Annotated in this window: 18 protein-coding genes; 4 read left to right on the top strand and 14 right to left on the bottom strand. The window is 68.5% G+C overall.

Annotated elements, in window-relative coordinates:
- Window positions 1-13 precede the first annotated feature (13 nt).
- Window positions 14-1,132 carry a zinc-binding dehydrogenase gene (locus DTO57_RS13885; protein WP_114118849.1) on the bottom strand — a complete coding sequence of 373 codons (1,119 nt, stop codon included), beginning with the start codon at window positions 1,130-1,132 and terminating at the stop codon, window positions 14-16.
- A gap of 216 nt (window positions 1,133-1,348) precedes the next feature.
- On the opposite strand from DTO57_RS13885, the gene DTO57_RS13880 reads away from it, so the two are divergent.
- Window positions 1,349-2,233 carry a sugar-binding transcriptional regulator gene (locus tag DTO57_RS13880; RefSeq protein WP_222843280.1) on the top strand — a complete coding sequence of 295 codons (885 nt, stop codon included), beginning with the start codon at window positions 1,349-1,351 and terminating at the stop codon, window positions 2,231-2,233.
- Window positions 2,234-2,358: 125 nt separating this feature from the next.
- On the opposite strand, the gene DTO57_RS13875 is transcribed toward DTO57_RS13880, so the two are convergent.
- From DTO57_RS13875 to DTO57_RS13860, 4 genes are all read right to left on the bottom strand, one after another.
- Entirely contained in the window at window positions 2,359-3,663 is a 1,305-nt protein-coding gene (locus tag DTO57_RS13875; protein WP_114118847.1) for a dihydrolipoamide acetyltransferase family protein, read from the bottom strand.
- Window positions 3,664-3,674: 11 nt separating this feature from the next.
- Entirely contained in the window at window positions 3,675-4,655 is a 981-nt protein-coding gene (locus DTO57_RS13870; protein WP_114118845.1) for an alpha-ketoacid dehydrogenase subunit beta, read from the bottom strand.
- Entirely contained in the window at window positions 4,652-5,782 is a 1,131-nt protein-coding gene (locus tag DTO57_RS13865) for a thiamine pyrophosphate-dependent dehydrogenase E1 component subunit alpha (RefSeq protein ID WP_373285677.1), read from the bottom strand. The genes DTO57_RS13870 and DTO57_RS13865 overlap by 4 nt, the downstream gene beginning before the upstream one ends.
- 208 nt (window positions 5,783-5,990) lie before the next feature.
- Window positions 5,991-7,055 carry a histidinol-phosphate transaminase gene (locus tag DTO57_RS13860; RefSeq protein ID WP_114118842.1) on the bottom strand — a complete coding sequence of 355 codons (1,065 nt, stop codon included), beginning with the start codon at window positions 7,053-7,055 and terminating at the stop codon, window positions 5,991-5,993.
- A 75-nt stretch (window positions 7,056-7,130) separates the two neighbouring features.
- On the opposite strand from DTO57_RS13860, the gene DTO57_RS13855 reads away from it, so the two are divergent.
- Window positions 7,131-7,532: a phage holin family protein gene (locus tag DTO57_RS13855; protein WP_114118841.1), complete on the top strand. Its 402-nt coding sequence runs from the start codon at window positions 7,131-7,133 to the stop codon at window positions 7,530-7,532.
- Here the strand turns inward: DTO57_RS13855 and DTO57_RS13850 are convergent.
- Together DTO57_RS13850 and DTO57_RS13845 are read right to left on the bottom strand one after the other, a co-directional pair.
- Window positions 7,495-8,871 carry a hypothetical protein gene (locus DTO57_RS13850; RefSeq protein WP_114118839.1) on the bottom strand — a complete coding sequence of 459 codons (1,377 nt, stop codon included), beginning with the start codon at window positions 8,869-8,871 and terminating at the stop codon, window positions 7,495-7,497. The two genes, DTO57_RS13855 and DTO57_RS13850, sit on opposite strands and share 38 nt — an antisense overlap.
- Window positions 8,868-9,125, bottom strand: a complete 258-nt coding sequence (locus tag DTO57_RS13845; RefSeq protein ID WP_114118837.1) for a hypothetical protein — start codon at window positions 9,123-9,125, stop codon at window positions 8,868-8,870. The genes DTO57_RS13850 and DTO57_RS13845 overlap by 4 nt, the downstream gene beginning before the upstream one ends.
- Before the next feature lie 158 nt (window positions 9,126-9,283).
- Here DTO57_RS13845 and purB point away from each other — a divergent pair, with 158 nt between their 5' ends.
- Complete coding sequence (gene purB / locus DTO57_RS13840; protein ID WP_114118835.1) at window positions 9,284-10,675, top strand: adenylosuccinate lyase; 1,392 nt, start codon at window positions 9,284-9,286, stop codon at window positions 10,673-10,675.
- A 51-nt stretch (window positions 10,676-10,726) separates the two neighbouring features.
- Here purB and DTO57_RS13835 read toward each other — a convergent pair whose 3' ends face one another.
- The 3 genes from DTO57_RS13835 to DTO57_RS13825 all read right to left on the bottom strand — a co-directional run bounded on the left by DTO57_RS13835 (window position 10,727) and on the right by DTO57_RS13825 (window position 12,490).
- Window positions 10,727-11,029: an amino acid transporter gene (locus DTO57_RS13835; protein WP_114118834.1), complete on the bottom strand. Its 303-nt coding sequence runs from the start codon at window positions 11,027-11,029 to the stop codon at window positions 10,727-10,729.
- Window positions 11,026-11,631 carry an acyl-CoA synthetase gene (locus DTO57_RS13830; RefSeq protein WP_114118833.1) on the bottom strand — a complete coding sequence of 202 codons (606 nt, stop codon included), beginning with the start codon at window positions 11,629-11,631 and terminating at the stop codon, window positions 11,026-11,028. Before DTO57_RS13830 ends, DTO57_RS13835 begins: the two co-directional genes overlap by 4 nt.
- Window positions 11,632-11,710: 79 nt before the next feature.
- The gene (locus DTO57_RS13825; protein ID WP_114118832.1) at window positions 11,711-12,490 is read right to left on the bottom strand and encodes an aminotransferase class IV; all 780 of its coding nucleotides are present in this window, start codon (window positions 12,488-12,490) and stop codon (window positions 11,711-11,713) included.
- A gap of 17 nt (window positions 12,491-12,507) precedes the next feature.
- On the opposite strand from DTO57_RS13825, the gene DTO57_RS13820 reads away from it, so the two are divergent.
- Window positions 12,508-14,610 carry a chorismate-binding protein gene (locus DTO57_RS13820; RefSeq protein ID WP_114118831.1) on the top strand — a complete coding sequence of 701 codons (2,103 nt, stop codon included), beginning with the start codon at window positions 12,508-12,510 and terminating at the stop codon, window positions 14,608-14,610.
- Window positions 14,611-14,614: 4 nt separating this feature from the next.
- Here DTO57_RS13820 and DTO57_RS13815 read toward each other — a convergent pair whose 3' ends face one another.
- The 4 genes from DTO57_RS13815 to DTO57_RS13800 are packed head-to-tail and all read right to left on the bottom strand — an operon-like array spanning window position 14,615 to window position 18,938.
- Window positions 14,615-15,310: a glycosyltransferase gene (locus DTO57_RS13815; protein ID WP_114118830.1), complete on the bottom strand. Its 696-nt coding sequence runs from the start codon at window positions 15,308-15,310 to the stop codon at window positions 14,615-14,617.
- Window positions 15,311-15,312: 2 nt separating this feature from the next.
- The gene (locus DTO57_RS13810) at window positions 15,313-16,983 is read right to left on the bottom strand and encodes an extracellular solute-binding protein (RefSeq protein ID WP_114118829.1); all 1,671 of its coding nucleotides are present in this window, start codon (window positions 16,981-16,983) and stop codon (window positions 15,313-15,315) included.
- A gap of 54 nt (window positions 16,984-17,037) precedes the next feature.
- Window positions 17,038-17,970, bottom strand: coding sequence for a carbohydrate ABC transporter permease (locus tag DTO57_RS13805; RefSeq protein ID WP_222843279.1), 933 nt, complete (start codon window positions 17,968-17,970; stop codon window positions 17,038-17,040).
- Window positions 17,964-18,938 carry an ABC transporter permease gene (locus DTO57_RS13800; protein ID WP_114118828.1) on the bottom strand — a complete coding sequence of 325 codons (975 nt, stop codon included), beginning with the start codon at window positions 18,936-18,938 and terminating at the stop codon, window positions 17,964-17,966. Before DTO57_RS13800 ends, DTO57_RS13805 begins: the two co-directional genes overlap by 7 nt.
- Between the last annotated feature and the right edge of the window lie 114 nt (window positions 18,939-19,052).

Genomic DNA, 19,052 nt, shown 5'->3' with positions numbered 1-19,052 from the left:
CCTTTTGCTCGGGTCAGCTCATCGAGGGAACGATGGAAACCTTGACCGATGAGCCTGCCGAGTCGCCGACCAGGTCGAGCGCCTCCTGGAACTTCTCGAGCGGGAACTGGTGCGTGCAGATGTCGTCCATCGGCAGGGTTCCGGCCTCGAGCAGCTTGATGGCGGCGGGCCAGGTGTGCGGACCGAGGTGGGCGCCGCGCACGTCAAGTTCCTTGTCGTCCGAGATGATCGACCAGTCGACCGACACCGCGTCCTTGAACACCGAGTACTCGACGAAGGTGCCGAGCTTGCGCAGCAGGTTGAGGCCCTGCGGAACAGCGGAGGGGTGACCCGTGGCCTCGATGTAAACGTCGGCACCGTAGCCGCCCGTCAGTTCCTTCACGCGCGCAACGGCGTCTTCTTTCGCGATGTTGATCGTGATGTCGGCACCCACGCGGCGGGCGAGGTCGAGCTTCGAGTCGACGGCATCGAGAGCGATGACGCGCAGCGGGTTCTTCTGGCGGGCACCGGCGATGGCCGAAAGGCCGATGGGGCCCGCACCGGCGATCACGACGGTGTCGTTGAACTTGATCTCGGCGCGCTCAACGGCGTGGAAGGCGCAGGACAGCGGCTCCGCGAAGGCCGCGACGGGGCCGGGGAGTTCCTTATCGACGAGGTGCGTGAGCGCCTTCGCCGGAACGAGCACGTACTCGGCCATTGCGCCGTCGTAGCCCTTGAAGCCGAACATGTCGTGGACGGCGCACATCCAGTACGAGCCCTCGAGGCAGTAGCGGCACTCCCAGCAGGGAACGATCTGCTCGCAGGCGATGCGGTCGCCGATGTTCACGCCGCGCTTCGCGAGAGCCGATGCGCCACCCGCGACGATCGTGCCGACAAACTCGTGGCCGGGAATGCGGTCACGCTCGGCCCAGGCAGGGCGGTTCTCGTCGCCCCAGAACTTCGCGGCGCCGTGATAGGCCTTCAGGTCACTCGCGCAGATGCCGACGGCGTCAGTGCGGAGGAGGAGGTCATCGTCTCCGGGGCGGGGAACCGGTCGGTCCTCGAGGCGGTAGTCGCCGGGCCCGTAAACAACCACGGCACGCATGGTGTCGGGGAGCTCTTCGGTGATCGGGGTGTTGGTGCTGCTAGACATCTGTGTCGCTTCCTCGCATCGCTGGGGGTATGGGAAGAGATTACACGAATTCTGCACACATGTACAGAACAAACGTTCACATTCGTCATCCGGGCGGTACCATGACGTATGCCCGCACCCGCATCCGTACCGGAGCCGCCCCTGTCACGCACGCCCACGGCGTCCGATGCTGCGCGGTCGCGCTTCCCTCTCGAGCAGGTACATCAAGCCGCGCGCATGTATTACCTCGAGGATGCGACGCAGGCGTCCATCGCGGATCGCCTCGGGGTCTCTCGCCCCACCGTCAGCAGGTTGCTGGCCGATGCGCGACGCGCAGGGATCGTGCGCATCGAGGTGCTCGACCCGTTCATTGACACGTCGAAACAGCTCGCGACGGAATTGCGGGACGCTTTGGGGCTCAACGCCGTTTACCTCGCACCGATCACGCACCCCTCGACGCTCGGCGCCGACCTTGCGGCGCCCGTGTCAGAAGCCGTTCGCGCGATGCATCTCACCGCGGGCGACGCGTTGCTGATTTCCTCGGGCCAGACGACCTACGAACTCGCACAGCACGGCATGCCAGCCCTCCCCGGCATCCAGATTGCTCCAACGGTCGGCGGCTATGCCGATCCTCTGCCGCAATTCCAGACCAACGAGATCACTCGTATCGCGGCGCAGGAGTCGGGGGCTTTCCCTGCGTTCCTCTTCACGCAGGCGCTACCGAGCGCCCAGATGCGCAGGTCGCTGCTGCAGGATCCGGCGTTCCAGCACGTCTCCGGTCTGTGGGAACGCGCGACCGGCGCGCTGCTCGGCATCGGCGCCGCCACCCCCACCCGAGCGGTGCTCGCGAGCGGGATCCCCGCCGACGACCGTGCGTTCGATCGCTCGGTCGGCGACGTGTGCCTGAACTTCTTCGCCACCGATGGGCAGGAGATCGAGTTCCCGGGCAGCGACCTGATCGTGCGTACTCCCCCGGAGCTGCTCCGGAACATCCCTCATGCCGTTGGCGTGGCCGTCGGCACGCACAAGGTGTCGAGCATCACGGGCGCCGTGCGAGGTGGCCTGATCAATGAATTGGTGACGGATAGTGCCACGGCAAGGGCGATCCTCGACGCCCTATGACGCGCCTTGCGGGATGCGTTCGTGCGATAACGCGCCTCAGGGATGCGTTCGTGTCGTTCTGAACGCTCAGAACGACACGACGGCATCCCTAAAGGCCAGAGTGACACGAACGCATCCCTCAAGAGCTAGTCGAGCAGCAGTGCCGGCTCTTCCAGGACCGCCGCCACGTCTGCGACGAATCGGCTGATCTTGTCGCCGTCGACGATGCGGTGGTCGAAGGATCCGGAGACCGTCGTCACCCACGCGGGGCGCACCTCGCCGTCGACGACCCACGGCTTCTGACGGATCGCGCCCATGGCGACGATGCCGGCCTCGCCGGGGTTGAGGATCGGGGTGCCCGCGTCCATGCCGAAAACACCGATGTTGGTGATCGTGATGGTACCGCCAGACAGGTCGGCGGGCGGGGTCTTGCCGTCGCGCGCCGTGAACGTCAGGTCCTGCAGCGCGCTCGCGAGCTCGCGGATCGACAGGTCCTGCGCGTCCTTGATGTTCGGCACGAGCAGGCCGCGCGGGGTCGCCGCGGCGATGCCCAGGTTCACGTAGTTGCGCACCTGAATCTCGGCGCCGGCGTCGGTCTCGATCCACGTCGAGTTGATCTCGGGCGTGCGCTGCACGGCCCACAGCACGGCGCGCGCGTAGACGAGCAGCGGCGAGATCTTGATGTCGGCGAACTGCGGCTGCTTCTTCAGGCGCGCGACGAACTCCATGGTGCGGGTCGCGTCGACGTCGGTCCAGACCGACACGTGCGGGGCCGTGTACGCGGATCCGACCATCGCGTTCGCGGTCGCCTTGCGGACGCCCTTGACCGGCACCGCGTCGTAGCGCGGGTCGACGTTCGCGCGAGGCGCGGGCACGGTGCGCTCGCGCTCCGTGGGCCACGCGGGCGTCGACAGGTTGCGGAACACCGAGGCCTGCTCGGCGTGCTTCACGACGTCGTCGCGGGTCACCTCGCCGGCGGGGCCGGTGCCGGTGACCTCCGACAGGTTCACGTCGAGGTCGCGCGCGAGCTTGCGCACCGGTGGCTTCGTGATGACGCCGATGGAGCTCGTGAGCACGGTCTCGTGTGTCTTCGGCTTGCGGCGGGTCTTCGCCTCGGATCCGCTGCCGTAGCCGACGAGAACGGCATTGTCGCTCGTGTCGGCGGGGGCAGCGGGGGTCGCGCCGCCCTCGGAGGCCGGCGCCGGATCCGAGGATCCCTCGGCCTCGACCGTCAGGATCGCGGCACCCACGTCGACCGTGTCACCCTCGTTCACGAGAAGCTCGCGCACGACGCCTTCGAACGGCGACGGCAGCTCGACGATGCTCTTCGCCGTCTCGATGTCGGCGATCGTGTCGTTGACCTTGAGCACATCGCCGGGCTTCACTCGCCATTCGACGAGCTCGGCCTCGGTCAGGCCCTCGCCCACGTCGGGAAGGTGGAACGTCTGCATGGCGGATCCTCTCAGTACGCGAACGCGCGGTCGACGGCCTCGAGCACGCGGTCGGCGTCGGGCAGATACGTACCCTCAAGTTTGGCAGGCGGGAACGGAGTATCGAAGCCCGTCACGCGCATGATGGGCGCCTCGAGCGAATAGAACGCCCGCTCGGTCACCGTCGCGGCGATCTCGCTGCCGATGCTTGTGTGGCCGGGGGCCTCCTGCGCCCACACCATGCGGCCCGTCGAGCGCACCGACTCGACGATCGGGTCGTAGTCGATCGGCGATAGCGAGCGCAGGTCGATGACCTCGCAGCTGCGCCCCTCGCCCTCGGCGATCGCGGCGGCCTGCAGCAGCACCGACACCATGGCGCCGTGGCCCACGAGCGTCACGTCGGTGCCCTTGCGCACGACGCGGCTCGTGTGCAGCGGCGCGCCGCGGCGCTCGGTGTCGACCTCGCCCTTCTGCCAATAGCGGCTCTTGGGCTCCATAAAGATCACGGGGTCGTTCGACGCGATGGCGTCCTGGATCATCCAGTAGGCGTCGTTCGGCGTCGACGGGCTGACCACGCGCAGGCCCGAGGTGTGCGTGAAGTACACCTCCGGGCTCTCCTGGTGGTGCTCGACCGCGCCGATGTGTCCGCCGTAGGGGATGCGGATCACGACGGGCATCTGCAGCGCGCCCTCGTGACGGTTCGTAAGCTTCGCGAGCTGCGTCGTGATCTGATCGAAGGCGGGGAACACGAAGCCGTCGAACTGGATCTCGATGACCGGGCGGAAGCCCGCCATCGCAAGTCCGATGGCCGAGCCGACGATGCCGGACTCGGCGAGCGGGGTGTCGAGCACGCGGTCCTCGCCGAAGTCGCGCTGCAGGTGCTCGGTCACGCGGAAGACGCCGCCGAGCTTTCCGATGTCCTCGCCCATCAGCAGGACGCGGCCGTCTTCTTCCATGGCGCGGCGGAGGCCGGCGTTCATCGCCCTCGCGAAGGGCATCGTCTCGAGCGTCATGCGGCGTCTCCTTCGAACGAGGCCTCGTACTCGGCGAGCCAGGCCGCCTGCTGCTCCATGAGCGCGTTCGGCTCGGAATACACGTGCGCGAACATGCTCGCCGGATCCGGATTCGGCAGCTTCACGACGCGCTCGCGGGCGTCGGCCGCGACGGCCTCGCCCTCGGCGTCGACGTCGGCGAAGAACGCCTCGCTCGCGCCGCGGTTCTCGAGGAACGCGCGCATGCGGGCGATCGGGTCGCGCCCGGCCCACATCGCCTCTTCCTCGCGGGTGCGGTACTTCGTCGGGTCGTCGCTCGTCGTGTGCGCGCCCATGCGGTAGGTCACGGCCTCGATGGCGCGCGGTCCGCCGCCCGAACGGGCCTCTTCGAGGTACATGCGGCTTGCGGCATACGATGCGAGCACGTCGTTGCCGTCGATGCGCATCGTCGGGATCCCGTACCCGGCCGAGCGGTTCGCGAGCGGCGCCGATGCCTGCGTCGCGACCGGCACCGAGATGGCCCACTGGTTGTTCTGGAGGAAGAACAGCTGCGGCGTCTTGTAGCTCGAGGCGAAGACCATCGCCTCGTGCACATCGCCCTCGCTCGCGGCGCCGTCGCCGTAGTAGACGACGACCGCCTCGTCCTTCTCGGGGTTGCCCGTCGCGGTGCGCCCGTCGAAGTTCAGGCCCATGGCGAAGCCCGTCGCGTGCAGGGTCTGCGTTCCGAGCACGAGCGTGTAGAGGCGGGTGTTGCCGTTCTTCGGATCCGTCGGATCCCAGCCGCCGTGCGTCGTTCCCCGCATCAGCGCGAGGATGCTGACGGGGTCGACGCCGCGGATCTTCGCGACGACGTGCTCGCGGTACGACGGGAAGATCGTGTCCTGCGCGCGCGCCGCGCGGGCGGATCCGACCTGCGCGGCCTCCTGGCCGAGCGACGGCGGCCAGAGTGCCAGCTGACCCTGTCGCTGCAGCATCGTCGCCTGCTGATCGAACGCGCGGATGACCGCCATGTCGCGGTAGAGCTGCTCGAGCATCGCATCGTCGAGGCCGTCGACGATCTCGCGCAGCGGCTCCGCCTCGGGCGTGGGCGCGAACGAGCCGTCGGGCTCGAGGAAGCGCACGAGAGGTGTTTCTGCCGAAGTCACGATCCCACGCTATGCCGAATCGCGTATGCGCGGGCCGTGACGCGCTCGACAACGGATGCCCGATTCATGTGGTGGAAATCCACAGGGTCATCAGCCGCGGCGCGGGACGACGACGGGCCGCCCGGTATCTTCGTCCGGGATCACGCGCACCTCGAGGCCGTACACGGCGCCGATCAGCTCGGGCGTCAGCACGTCGATGGGAGAACCGCGCCTACGCGCGGAGCCGGCGGGCGACGTCGAGGATCCGCTCGCGCGAGGCCTCCTCGCCGACCGAGATGCGGATCCCGTCGGGGAACGGGCGCACCACGAGGCCGGCCTCCTCGAAGGCCGCCGCAACCGAGGGATCCGTCGTCGGGAGCCAGACGAAGTTGCTCTGCGCGTCGGGAACCTGCCAGCCGGCTTCGCGGAGGCCGGTGACGAGGGCCTCGCGGCGCACGGCGATCTCGGCGACGCGGGCGCGCAGCTCGGGCTCGTATTCGAGGCTCGCGAGCGCGGCCTCCTCGGCCTGCGCCGTGACCGAGAGCGGGATCTGGGTCGCGCGGGCCGCATCGAGCACGCGGCGGTGGCCGATGGCGTAGCCGACGCGGAGGGCGGCGAGGCCGTAGGCCTTCGAGAAGGTGCGCAGCACGACGATGTTCGGGCGCGACTCGTAGACGCGCTCGGCCAGGCCGTCGACGGCGTCGTCGTCGGTGACGAACTCGGTGTAGGCCTCGTCGAGCAGGATCATGACGTCGCTCGGCACCTTCTCGACGAAGTCGGCGAATTCGGCCGAGGTGACGATCGGGCCCGTGGGGTTGTTGGGCGTGCAGACGATCACGATGCGCGTCTTGTCGGTGATGGCGGCCGCCATCGCGTCGAGGTCGTGGCGGCCGTTGGCGAGGTTCGGCACCTGCACGCTCGAGGCGCCGGCGACCATCACGAGGCCGGGGTACGCCTCGAACGAGCGCCACGGGTAGACGACCTCGTCGCCGTGGCCCGCGGCGGCCTGGATGAACGCCGCGATGAGCGCCACGCTTCCGGCGCCCACAATGACCTCGTCGGCCTCGACGCCGTAGCGCTCGCCGAGCGCCTGGCGCAGGCGGCCGGCGGTCGCGTCGGGGTAACGGTTGAGGGTGACGGCTCCGCGCACGGCTTCGACGACGCCGGGGAGCGGCTCGAACGGGTTCTCATTGCTCGAGAGCTTGAACCCATCCGGCGCCGCGGGCTTGCCCTGCTTATACGGCGGCAGCGCCGCAATCTCGGGGCGGACTCGGGGCAGAACGGGTTCGGTGGTCACGCCTCGATCTTATTGCGGCCTGGCAGGTCTCTCGGAACGGGCCCGGCTCTCGGCAAAGAATGTGAGAATCGCCGCATGGGATTCATCGTGCGTTCGGTCGTCAACGGTTTCGCCCTCTGGGTGCTGTCGCTGATCTCGTTCCTGCAGATCTCGATCACGGCCTTCGAGCCGGGGCGCGACCTGCAGTTCATTCTCACGCTCGTGATTCTCGGAGCCCTCTTCGGCCTCGTGAACTCGATCATCGGCACGGTCATCAAGATCGTCGCGTTCCCCTTGTTCGTCATCACGCTCGGCCTCATCTCGCTGCTGTTGAATGGAGTGCTGCTCATGATCACGGCGTGGATCACGAGCGGCTGGGGCTGGGGCCTCGACGTCGGGGCCTTCTGGCCGGGCGTGCTCGCGGGCCTGCTGCTCAGCGTCATCAACTGGATCTTCGGCATCATTCTTCGTCCCCAGAAGAAGAAGAGCCGCCGATAACCCGGCCGATCTGATCCTCCGGCACCTCGTAGGCGAAGCTCTCGAGCAGCGTCGCCCGCGAGAGCTCGTCGAAGTAGTCACTCACGGCGCCGCCACGGATATCGCCCGACTCCTCGAAGAGCTTCGCCGTATCGGCGTAGGCGCTCACGCGGTGCGCGTTCGCGCTCCATCGCTCGAGCGTCGTCGCCGTGTCGTCGAAGGTGCGCGTGATGAGCAGGCTGTCGTCGTCGCCGAGGCTCATGGGCGAGCCGCCGTCGCTCAGCGCCGCGACCGGGTCGTCGTCGTGCGCGAGCGTTAGCGAGGTGACGTCGTCGCCCATGGGGATCCGGAGCGGCGAACCGAGCGTGGTCACGTGCTGCACGTCGAAGTCGCTATCGGTCGCGAGCCGCTGCGCGAGCATGCCGCCCTGCGAGAAGGCGGTTACGTCGACGACGGATCCGGCCTCGGCGCCCGAGCGCTCGAGCGCCTCGAGCACGAAGTTGTAGCCCTCCGAGTTCGGCAGGCCGACGTACAGCCCGACGTTGTTCCTCCAACTGAACGGGTCCTCGTCCTTCCACGGCATCTCACGCGAACCGCTGAGATACGCGACGAACCTCTCGGATCCGTCGGCCATGCGGTACCTCTCGATGCGCACCCGCGCCCGATCCGACAGGTCATCGCTCTCGCCGCTCGGCGTGCGGCGCACCGACTCGGCGAGCGACGCGGGAGCCTTGCTCGTGCCGAGCGGCGTCTTCACCATCGGCACGTAGCGATCTGAGGTTCCGGGCGTCGTCGGCTGACGCGCCTCCGCGCGCCGCGGCTCGCCGAGGGATCCACGACCCATGCCGTAATCGGTACGCATCTTCACGAGCTGATTCATGAAGACCGACATGACGAGGCCCGCGTGGGCGCTCGAGCTGCCCCAGGTATCGGAGAGCTTCGAACCAGTCAGGTCCTCCCACGCGCGCCACAGGTGTTCGGAGAGCTTCATCGGCTCGGGCAGGCGCAGGTACAGGCTCTTCATCCGCCGGATGTGCGTCGGCACGTCACCCTCGCCCATCGCGATGAGCGTGCGCAGCTCGATCATCTCGTAGGTGTCGGCCGCGAGCCGCAGCCCCTCCGACAGCGCCCGCGACTCGTCGTACACGCGCTCGCACTCGACGTAGATGCCGGTGCCGCACGGCCACACGTAGTACAGCTCGGGGATGGCGTTATCGCGCTGCAGCGCGTCGGCGGCGCCCACCTCGTCCCTCGCCGACGACGCGTGATACGACGCATTCTCGACGCGGGTGGCGACGTACCGCAGCTCCTCCGGATCCACCGCCACGATCGACCCCTGCGTGACATCGACGCCGCTCATCGCGTCACCAGGTAGTTGCCGATGTTCAGCAGCGCGTCGGCCGCCTCGTCGCAGCGATGCGCGACGCCGTCGGTCGTGGCGACCACGTCGTCGGCGCGCGACGTGAACGCGTCGGCCGCGCGCGAGCGCCACTGCATGGCGCGCTCGGCCTCCTGGAGCGCGGTTCGCGCGGCGCGGATGTCGGCCGCGGCCCGGTACATGTGATCCCTCGCCTGCCAGGCGACCTGGGCGAGATCGTGGTTACTCGTCGTCATGCCCGCTAGCCTGCGCCCTCGGGCGCGGGCGGCGCACCCGCTTTTTCGGATCCGTGGAGAACTTCACCGCAACGGCGCCTGTGGACAGCTTGGGGGAGAATGTCGGCAGTTCGGAATAGGCTGGTCTGGCCCAAACGCCCCTCATCACGGAGGCCCACGTGAACGCTCTTCCTCCCCAGCCGCTGAGTCCGCTCGACGGCCGTTACAGCTCCGCCGTCTCGTCGCTCGCCGAGCACCTCTCCGAGGCCGGCCTCAACCGCGCCCGCGTGGAGGTTGAGGTCGAGTGGCTCATTCACCTCACCAACAACCGCCTGTTCGGCACCTCGCCGCTTCCCGCGGCGACGCAGGACAAGCTGCGCCTCGCGTACCTCGACTTCGGTCAGGCCGAGATCGACTGGCTTGCCGAGAAGGAGCGCGTGACGCGCCACGACGTCAAGGCCGTCGAGTACCTCGTGCGCGACCGCCTGTCGCAGCTCGAGCTCGACCACCTCGCCGAGCTGACCCACTTCGCCCTGACGAGCGAAGACGTCAACTCGACCTCGTACGCCCTCACGGTCAAGCGCGCCGTCACCACGACCTGGCTGCCCGCCTTCCGCGGCGTCATCGAGAAGCTCCGCGCCATGTCGCTCGACATGGCCGACGCGGCGATGCTCTCGCGCACCCACGGCCAGCCCGCGACGCCCAGCACCATGGGCAAGGAGTTCGGCGTGTTCGTGTGGCGCCTCGAGCGCGTGCTCGCGCGCATCGAGGCCACCGAGTACATGGCCAAGTTCTCGGGCGCGACCGGCACCTGGTCGGCGCACCTCGCCGCCGACCCGAAGATCGCGTGGCCCAACCTCACGCGCGAGTTCGTCGAGGGCCCCCTGGGCCTCACGTTCAACCCGCTCACGACGCAGATCGAGTCGCACGACTGGCAGGCCGAGCTCTACGACCACGTGAAGCACGCCGGCGCCATCCTGCACAACCTCGCGCAGGACGTCTGGACGTACATCTCGCTCGGCTTCTTCACACAGATCCCCGTCGCCGGCGCGACCGGCTCGTCGACGATGCCTCACAAGATCAACCCGATCAAGTTCGAAAACGCCGAGGCGAACCTCGAGATCGCGGGCGGCCTGTTCGCGACCCTCGCGCAGACCCTCGTCACCTCGCGCATGCAGCGCGACCTGACCGACTCGACGACGCAGCGCAACATCGGCGTCGCCTTCGGCCACTCGCTCCTCGCCCTCACGAACCTCTCGGGCGGCCTCGACCAGATCTCGCTCTCGCGCGAGACGCTGCTGAAGGATCTCGACGGCAACTGGGAGGTCCTCGCCGAGGCGATCCAGACCGTCATCCGCGCCGAGGTCGTTGCCGGCCGCTCGCAGATCTCGGATCCGTACGCGCTTCTGAAGGACCTCACGCGCGGCCACCGCATCGGCGCCGAAGACCTCGCCGAGTTCGTGGCGGGCCTCGACATCGGCGACGACGCCAAGGAGCGCCTCACAGCCCTCACGCCCGCGACCTACATCGGCCTCGCCGAGAAGGTCGTGCGCGCGAAGCTCGAGAAGTAATCACCCACGCAAAAGCGGGCGGGCCGAAAGGCCCGCCCGCTTTTGCGTTGCTTACTTCTTGTCGTCTTCCGGATCCTCCGGCAGGAGCACGCCCTTGTCGTGTTCCTTCTCGAGGTCGCTCGGGTCGACGACGAGCAGCAGTAGCGCAAGGCACAGCACCACCACGATGAAGGTTATGCCGGCGACGATCGCCGACACGCGCCAGGCGGTGCCGACGATGTCGGTGCCCGCCTGCGTGAAGGCACCCATGCTCATCGCCGTGACGAAACCGGCGAAGATCGCTGCGCCGAACGACCAGCCGAGGAGCTGCAGGGGCTTCATGAGGTCGCGGCGGGTGGTGTTCTTCTCGGTCATGCTGCGTCCTTCGTGACTGTTGTCGCCGGCGCCGGCGAGAATGCACCGATGCCGAGGTAGACGGCGACGATCGCGGCCCAGCCCCCGAAGAGGCCGACGCCGACGATGGTGCCGGTAAGAGTGAAGCTCTGGTTCGCGTCCTTGACGAAGTAGTCGAGCGCGTACTCCGGCGAGACGAGGAGCGCCGCGAGCGCGAGCACGCACGTGAGGGCACCGACTGCGATGTGATCGCGCGCGTCCTCGGATCCGCCGCGCCGGCCGATCAGGCCGCCGACGAGCTCAACGACTCCCGCCGCCGCGGCCCAGAGGAGCAGCGTCAGGTGGAAGCGGGCGTCGGCGTTGCCGGGCAGGACGAAGACAAGCAGCACGCCGGCCAGGTGAATGATGCCCAGCAGCAGGCGCTTCGTGTCGACGCCGCGAACGACGATCTCGACGACGAAGTACACGACCATCGCCGCGAGGAAGCCCTGGAGCGCCGCCGTGGCGAACTCGCCCGGCCGGTTTTGCACGAACGTCACGATCACCGCGGCGATGGCGGCAATCAGCGCGCGAACAATCGTCAGGGCGCGCGCGGCTCGGTGCGAAACGGTGCGTGTAGGCATGCTTGTCCTCTATGGTGGCGGGCCCCTCCATCCTATTGCCGCACACCTGAGAGCGCTCGCGAGGGTCGTGCGTTACGCCCTACCCCGCGATCGCCTGCGCGGGGATCCTCGCGTAGGCCTCGCGGATCTCCGCGAGCCGCGGGTGGGCCGCGTCGAGCTCGACCTCGTCGATGCTCGCGATCGGCCGGATCCCGGCACCGGATCCGGTCGCGAATGCCGCGACCATCTCGCCCGGATCCGTGACCCGCGTCGCCCGCCCCGGCACGACGCCCGCGATGAGGTCGCGGGTCACGCCGTCGAGGGCATCGCCGTCGGGCCAGACGAGCTCGCCCGCGCGATCGATGAAGCCGAGGTTCCAGGTCGGCCCCTCCGAGAACGCGCCGCCCGCGTCGACGAACACCGCGTCGTCGAAGCCCGCGCGCTGCGCGAGGCGGCGCTCGTAGAGCGAACCGAAGAGGCCCGTGTGCTTGATCTCGGGGCGCTGCCGCCCGAACACGACCGACCGCAGCCGCAGGGGCGCCGCGGATCCGGATCCGGCGGCGCGCGGCGACACGAGGATCCGCGGGTGCGCATCGGCCCCCGGCCGCTCGAGCGTGAGCGCCGGGTCGAAGAGCGTGACGCGCACGATGACGCGCTCGGGCTCGTCGGCGATCGCCTCGAGGATCCGCCGCCGCACGAGGCCGGTGTCGAGCTCGGCGTCGAAGAGGGCGCGCGCGTCGGTCACGAGGCGGGCGAGGTGCAGGTCGAGGCCACGCACCGCCCCGCGCTCGACGAGCACCGTCGTAAAGTGCGCGAGGCCCGAGAACGCGTAGGCCCGCATCTCGGCCGGATCCACCGGAAGGCCATCCATCAGCTCCATATCTCGACAATAGAAGCATGCGGGTTCTCCTCGTCGACAATCACGACTCGTACACCGGCAGCATCGAACAGGTGCTGTGGCAGGTGACGGGCGTGCGCCCCGACCTCGTGCAGAGCGAAGACGTCGACCTCGAGTCCCTCGGCCGCTACACACACATCGTGCTGGGGCCGGGGCCGGGCGACCCGCACGATCCCGCCGACTCGGGGCGCGGGCTCGCGATCCTTGCCCACGCCGAGGTTCCCGTGTTCGGGGTGTGCTTCGGGTTCCAGCAGATGGCGGTCGCGGCCGGCGGACGCGTCGTGCGCGCCCCGCGGCCCGCGCACGGGCAGGTCGACACCGTTGCCCACGACGGATCCGCGATGTTCGACGGCGTGCCGGCCCGCTTCGAGGCGGTGCGGTACCACTCGCTCGCCGTCGCGGATCCGGCGCCCTTCCGCATCACGGCCCGCACCCCCGACGGCGTCGCCATGGCGGGCGTCGACGAGGCGCGGGGCTGGAGCGGCGTGCAGTTCCACCCCGAGTCGATCGCGACGCCCGACGGCGCGCGCATGCTGGCCACGTTCCTGGGGCTCGCCGGGTCTGCCCCCGTCCCCGCACCTCCCGCCTCCCCCGGCCTTCCCGCCCTTCCCGCCGAACGCACAAGAATTACGCGAAAGGACACGTTATTTCGTAGTCACTCGCGCAAATCTTGTTCTTTCGGCGGCGTGGGTGATGTGGGCGTCGGCGAGGTGGGCGCGTGGCGCGTGCACCGCGAGGCCCTCGACCTCGACGATGCCGAGGGGGCGTTCCTTGCCCTCTACGCCGACGCGCCCTCGGCGGTGTGGCTCGATAGTGCGCAGCAGGCGTACGGGATGGGGAGGTACTCGATCCTGGGGGCGCCGGATGGGCCGCTCGACGACGAGATCCGCGGATCCTGGGACGAGATCGAGCAGCGCCTCGCCGCGCATCCCGTCGCGGGCGACGACGCGTTGCCGTTCGTGGGCGGCTACGTCGGGGCGATCGAGTACGGATCCGGCATCGGCCGGCCCGGCGCCGTGCACCTCGTGCACCTCAGCCGATTCCTCGTCGTCGACCACCTCGAGCACGTGACGCACGTCGTCGCGGTCGGGCCCGATGCGGAGGCGGCCCGGGCATGGATCCGCGACGCCGTCGCCCGCGTCCGCGGCGCGGCCGCACGCGCCCCAGCACCCACCCCCGAGACATATGCCGAGGGCGGCATACAGACCGCGGTGGCGAGCATCGAGCGGGAGACGTACCTCGCGCACATCGGCGAGATTCGCGGGTGGCTGCTCGCGGGCGACTCGTACGAGGCCTGCTACACGTACCGGCTTCGGGCGCCCTTCGCCGGCGACGGGCTCGGCGCATACCGGGCGCTGCGCCGCGCCAACGCGGCGCCCTACGCCGCGTACCTCCGGTTCGGCGACGGCGACCGCGACGACGAGCGCAAACGCGCCGGCACCCGCGAGCACGACCGTGACGGCGGGCATCACCAAGCCGGCACCCGCGAAATCCTCTCGTGCTCGCCCGAGCGCTTCCTCCAGGTGCGCGGCGTCGTCGCCGAGACGAAGCCCATCAAGGGCACCGCGCGGCGCGACCCGCAGCGCGACGGCGAGATCGCGGCCGCGCTCGCGGCGGATCCAAAGACCCGCGCCGAGAACCTCATGATCGTCGACCTGCTGCGCAACGATCTGGGCCGCATCAGCGAGCCCGGATCCGTCGAGGTGCCCGCGCTCATGCGCGTCGAGAGCTACGCGACGGTGCACCAGCTGGTCACGACGATCCGCTCGCGGATCCGCGTGAGCGGGGTGCGCGCGGCGGAGGCGCTGTTCCCTCCCGGATCCATGACGGGCGCCCCGAAGAAGCGCACGTGCGAGATGCTCGACGCCCTCGAACCCGACGAGCGCGGCGTCTACTCCGGCGCGATCGGGTACTTCTCGCGCGACGGTTCCGTCGACCTGTCGGTCGTCATCCGCACCGCGGTGCTGGAGGGCGGGCAGGCGACGATCGGCACCGGCGGCGCCATCACGATCGACAGCGACCCGCAGACCGAGCTCGACGAGACGATCGCGAAGTCGACGCCGCTGCTCGCCGCGTTCGGGGCAACCCACCCCTGGGCGTGATCCCTCAGGCCGTAAACCGCTCCGTCACCGCGGCGACGAGCGGCTGCGTGATGACGGCGAGGAACGAGACCCAGACGACCTGGAACAGCCAGAGCACGGCCTCGGTCGAGACGAGCACGACGCCCACCGCGACGATCAGCAGCGCGAGCACGCCGAGCGAGGCCTGCCACTTGCGGCCGAGGTAGAACACCGCGAGGCGCAGGGTGTCGCGCGTGCGGAACGAGAACACCGTCGAGATGACGAGCGCGTTCAGCCCCCACAGCGCGACGATGACGCCGATCCCGACGAGCACGCCGGCGTAGGCCGTGGGAAGGCCCGCGGGGCGCAGCGCCACGATCGCGCCGGCGACCGCCGCGAGCGCGATCATCGCGGGCGCCCAGGCGCGCAGCGAGTCGGCCCAGCCGAGGCGCAGGCCGCGCAGGAAGAACCGCGCGGGGGCGAGATCCTCGGATCCGGCCCGCGCGCGCATCGCGAAGAGGCCCGCCGAGAGCACGGGGGCGATCGGGATCAGGCACAGCGGCACGAGAGCCGCGTTGGCGGCCTCGCGCCCCAGGAAGAAGAGCAGCGCCACCACCGGCAGCTCGGCGACGCACATGAGCACGCCGACGAGCAAGTGCCAGTAGACGAAGGCGGCGGCGCGAGACAGCACGCCGGACCCCGGATCACGGTCGGTGTGCTGGCGTGCTGTCTCGACGGCCATCGTTAGGACGCCGTTCCCGCGGCCTCGTTGATGGTGGCGACGTACTCGTCCATGCCCGCGGCGCGGAGCTCCTCGACGTACGCGTCCCAATCGCTCAGCGGGCGGTCGCCGCGCAGGAACTGCGAGGTGGCGGTCATGACGAGGTCTTCGAGGTTGGTCTGCGTGATCGCGACCTCCTCGCGCTGCATGGCGTCGAGCGGAACGGCGGGGCCGCCGTCGGCGATCTCCTTCTCCTCGTTCATCTGGGTGCGGAAGTTCGCCGTCTCCTCGCTGACCATCATGCCGAGCTCCTCGGCGGTCGAGCCGTGCGCGAGGCTCCAGACGCCGTTGTAGTAACCGAAGTCGGTGTTGAGGAGCTTGGGGTTGTCGCCGGCGTCGGGGTTGACGCCGTTCCAGTCGATGCCGGGCAGCAGCTTGCGGTCGGCGCCCTGGCCCTCGAACGTCTCGCCCTCGACGCCCCAGCGGGCGAACTCGAGGCCCTCGTCACTGAAGTAGAGCCAGTCGATGTACTGCAGCATCGCCTTGAAGTAGGGCTTGTCGGCGGCCTTCGCCGAGATCGCGATGCCCGACTCGAAGCGGCCACCGGTCGTGGCGTCCATGATGTTGCCCGCGGGGCCCGCGGGCACGACGATGTTGCGCACGACGGCGTCGTCGAGGCCCGACTCGGCGAGGCCCTGGCGGTAGCCCGTGGTCTCCTGCGAGTTGGTCGAGATCGCCGCGACCTTGCCGGTCGTGAACTTCGCCTTCGCGGTGTCCTCGTCCTGCGTCAGGCCCTCGGGGTCGAGCAGCCCGTCTTCGATCAGGCCGTGGAAGTAGGTGATCATGTCGCGGTAGCCGTCCTGCGCACCGCTGAACTCGAACTCGGATCCGTTCCACGTCACGCCGTCGCCGTAGCCCCAGCCGGCCTCGGTGCCGAAGCCGCCCGACGCGGCCTGCAGGGTCGCGGGAAGCGCGACGCCCGCGGCGCTCCACGTGCGCTCGGTGTAGGGGTAGCTGAGATCGGGGAACGTGTCCTGGATCACCTTCAGCTGCTCGGTGAACTCGTCCCAGGTCGTCGGATCCTCGAGGCCCGCCTCCTCCCAGAGGTCGGCGCGGATCGCGATCGTGTAGTCGGGCTTCGCGATCTCGAGCAGGCCCGGCAGCACGTAGAAGTCGCCGTCGGCGTCGCGCGTGCGGTCGAGGTCTGCCTCCAGGCCCCACTTCTCGATCTTGTCCTGGAAGTTGGGCAGGTAGTCGAGGTAGTCGGACACCTTGAGCAGGGCGCCGCCGGAGGTGAGGTTCGCCACGTCGGCCGTGTAGGTCGACGGGATCATGTCGGCGGCCTCGCCGGAGCTGATGAGCAGCGAGCGCTTCTGGCCGAAGTCGGCGAGCGGCACCGACTGGATGTCGAAGGTGACGTTGTGGTCGTCTGCCAAGTGCTGCAGGATCGACCAGTCCTTCTTCAACGGGTAGTTCGGGTGATCGCGGTACATCAGGCCGAACTCGACCGGCTCCGTCGCGACGAACGTGGTGTCGACGCCGAAATCGGCCATCGCGCCGACCGAGTGGGCCTCGTCGATCTCGCCGGACGCGGCGTCGGATCCGCCGTCGCCGCCGTCGCCCGAGCACGACGCGAGGCCGAGCGCGAGAACGGCGGTGGCGCCGATGGCAAAGGGTTTGGTTGGGAACTTCATGATTCCTCCGCTGTGAGAACGTCGATGTTCAAGAGATGTGATGGGGAACGGGCATTAGCCCTTGACGGATCCGAGCATGACGCCCGAGACGAAGTACTTCTGGATGAAGGGATAGAGGCACACGATCGGCAAGACCGTGAGGACTGTGGTGACGGCCTTTACGTTCGCGCCGATCTGCACGGCGGCGTCGGAGAGGCCCTCTCCCGTTCCTGTGGCGCCCGCGATGATGTTGCGCAGGAATACCGTGACGGGGTACAGCTCGGGCTTGTCCATATAGAGGAACGCGGGGAACCACGAGTTCCAGAACGCGACGGCGTAGAAGAGCACCATCGTCGCGAGCACGGCGCGGCTGAGCGGCAGGACGACCCGCAGGAAGATGCCGTAGGTGTTCAGGCCGTCGATCGCTGCGGCCTCCTCGAGCTCGGTGGGGAAGTTCTCGAAGAACGACTTCATGATCAGCAGGTTGAACACGTTGATCGCCTGCGGCAGCACGATCGCCCAGATGGTGTTCTTGAAGCCCAGCTCGACGATCAGCATGTAGTTCGGAATCAGGCCGCCCGAGAAGAACATCGTGAAGAGCGCGAGGCCGACGAGCAGGCCGCGGCCCTTCAGGTGCGTCTTCGAGAGCACGTACGCGAACGTCGTCGTGAGCACCATCGCAATGACGGTCGCGACGACGGTATAGACGACGGTGTTGCCGTAGTTGATCCAGAACAGCTTCTGGTCGATCACGCTGAAGAGCGTCGTCATGTTGAAGCCGACGGGCCAGACGAAGACCTCACCGCCGCGGATCGCGCTCTCCGAGCTGAACGACCGCGCGAGCAGGTTGAGGAAGGGGTAGAGCGTGATCGCGCCCACGAGGCACAGCACCACGATGTTGATCACGGTGAAGACGCGGTACGACGGGGTCGGCTTGATCCCGCGGGTCGAGGCGCGGATGCCCGAGAGGTCGGGGCCGGCGGTCAGCGATTCGGTCGTGGTTACCACAGGGAGCTCCCGGTCACTCGGCGCGAGAAGAAGTTGGCTCCCAGCACGAGCACGAGCCCGATGAGGGCCTCGAACAGGCCGATGGCCGTCGCGTAGCTGGGCTGGCCTGCCGTCAGGCCGATGCGATAGACGTACGTCGAGATGACGTCGGCCGTCGGATACGTGAGCGAGTTATAGAGCAGGAAGATCTTCTCGAAGCCCACCGCCATGAACTGGCCGACGTTGAGGATGAGCAGCACCATCATGGTGGGGCGGATGCCGGGGAGCGTGACGTGCCACGTCTGCTTCCAGCGGTTCGCGCCGTCGATGCGCGCCGCCTCGTACAACTGGTCGTCGACGGTCGTGAGGGCCGCGAGATATAGGATCGTGCCCCAGCCGACCGTCTGCCAGGCCTCGGACACGACGTAGATCGTGCGGAACCAGGAGGCCTCCTGCATGAACGAGATCGGGTCGCCACCCATCGCCTTGATGATGGCGTTGATGCTGCCGTCGAGCGAGGTCAGCTCGAACACGAAGCTCGCGACGATGACGATCGACATGAAGTGCGGCAGGTAGCTCACCGTCTGGACGAGCTTCTTGAACCACCGCACCCGCACCTCGTTGAGGAGGAGCGCGAGGATGATCGGCAGCGGGAAGACGATGACCAGGGCTAGCGCACCGATGATGAGGGTGTTGCTGAACACCTCCCAGAACTTCGCGTCTCCGAGGAAGCGCTCGAAGTAGGCAAATCCCACCCACTGCTCGCCGAAGATCGAGCCGCCCGGCACGTAGCGGCGGAACGCGATGACGTTGCCGAGCATCGGCACGTACTTGAACAGCAGCAGGAACGCCACCGGGAGCACCGCGAGCGAGTACAGGCGCCAATCGCGTTTCAGCGCTCGCCGCCATCCGCGCGCCCGGGGCGCGGGGCGTCGTCGACGATCGACGGTCGTGACCGTCTCCGTCTTCGTGACTGTCCTCAGTGACATTCATCCTCCTGCGCCTCGCACCACTGTGTCCGAGGCGGGTATTCGCGAGCGAAAGTTTTCGGCTCGCGTGTAGCTGTCTTCGCCCCTGACCCTAGGCCGAAACGCGCAACAGCG

The organism is Microbacterium sorbitolivorans (assembly GCF_003327285.1).
Taxonomy (GTDB): domain Bacteria; phylum Actinomycetota; class Actinomycetes; order Actinomycetales; family Microbacteriaceae; genus Microbacterium; species Microbacterium sorbitolivorans.
Note: the sequence above shows the minus strand (reverse complement) of the source record. Positions and strands in the feature narration are given on the sequence as shown.

Excerpts from the sequence above, each read along its gene's own strand:
- DTO57_RS13885 (WP_114118849.1), bottom strand. The coding sequence starts at position 1,132 with ATGTCTAGCAGCACCAACACCCCGATCACCGAAGAGCTCCCCGACACC.
- DTO57_RS13880 (WP_222843280.1), top strand. The coding sequence starts at position 1,349 with ATGTATTACCTCGAGGATGCGACGCAGGCGTCCATCGCGGATCGCCTC.
- DTO57_RS13875 (WP_114118847.1), bottom strand. The coding sequence starts at position 3,663 with ATGCAGACGTTCCACCTTCCCGACGTGGGCGAGGGCCTGACCGAGGCC.
- DTO57_RS13870 (WP_114118845.1), bottom strand. The coding sequence starts at position 4,655 with ATGACGCTCGAGACGATGCCCTTCGCGAGGGCGATGAACGCCGGCCTC.
- DTO57_RS13855 (WP_114118841.1), top strand. The coding sequence starts at position 7,131 with ATGGGATTCATCGTGCGTTCGGTCGTCAACGGTTTCGCCCTCTGGGTG.
- DTO57_RS13850 (WP_114118839.1), bottom strand. The coding sequence starts at position 8,871 with ATGAGCGGCGTCGATGTCACGCAGGGGTCGATCGTGGCGGTGGATCCG.
- DTO57_RS13845 (WP_114118837.1), bottom strand. The coding sequence starts at position 9,125 with ATGACGACGAGTAACCACGATCTCGCCCAGGTCGCCTGGCAGGCGAGG.
- DTO57_RS13835 (WP_114118834.1), bottom strand. The coding sequence starts at position 11,029 with ATGACCGAGAAGAACACCACCCGCCGCGACCTCATGAAGCCCCTGCAG.
- DTO57_RS13830 (WP_114118833.1), bottom strand. The coding sequence starts at position 11,631 with ATGCCTACACGCACCGTTTCGCACCGAGCCGCGCGCGCCCTGACGATT.
- DTO57_RS13825 (WP_114118832.1), bottom strand. The coding sequence starts at position 12,490 with ATGGAGCTGATGGATGGCCTTCCGGTGGATCCGGCCGAGATGCGGGCC.
- DTO57_RS13820 (WP_114118831.1), top strand. The coding sequence starts at position 12,508 with ATGCGGGTTCTCCTCGTCGACAATCACGACTCGTACACCGGCAGCATC.
- DTO57_RS13815 (WP_114118830.1), bottom strand. The coding sequence starts at position 15,310 with ATGGCCGTCGAGACAGCACGCCAGCACACCGACCGTGATCCGGGGTCC.
- DTO57_RS13810 (WP_114118829.1), bottom strand. The coding sequence starts at position 16,983 with ATGAAGTTCCCAACCAAACCCTTTGCCATCGGCGCCACCGCCGTTCTC.
- DTO57_RS13800 (WP_114118828.1), bottom strand. The coding sequence starts at position 18,938 with ATGTCACTGAGGACAGTCACGAAGACGGAGACGGTCACGACCGTCGAT.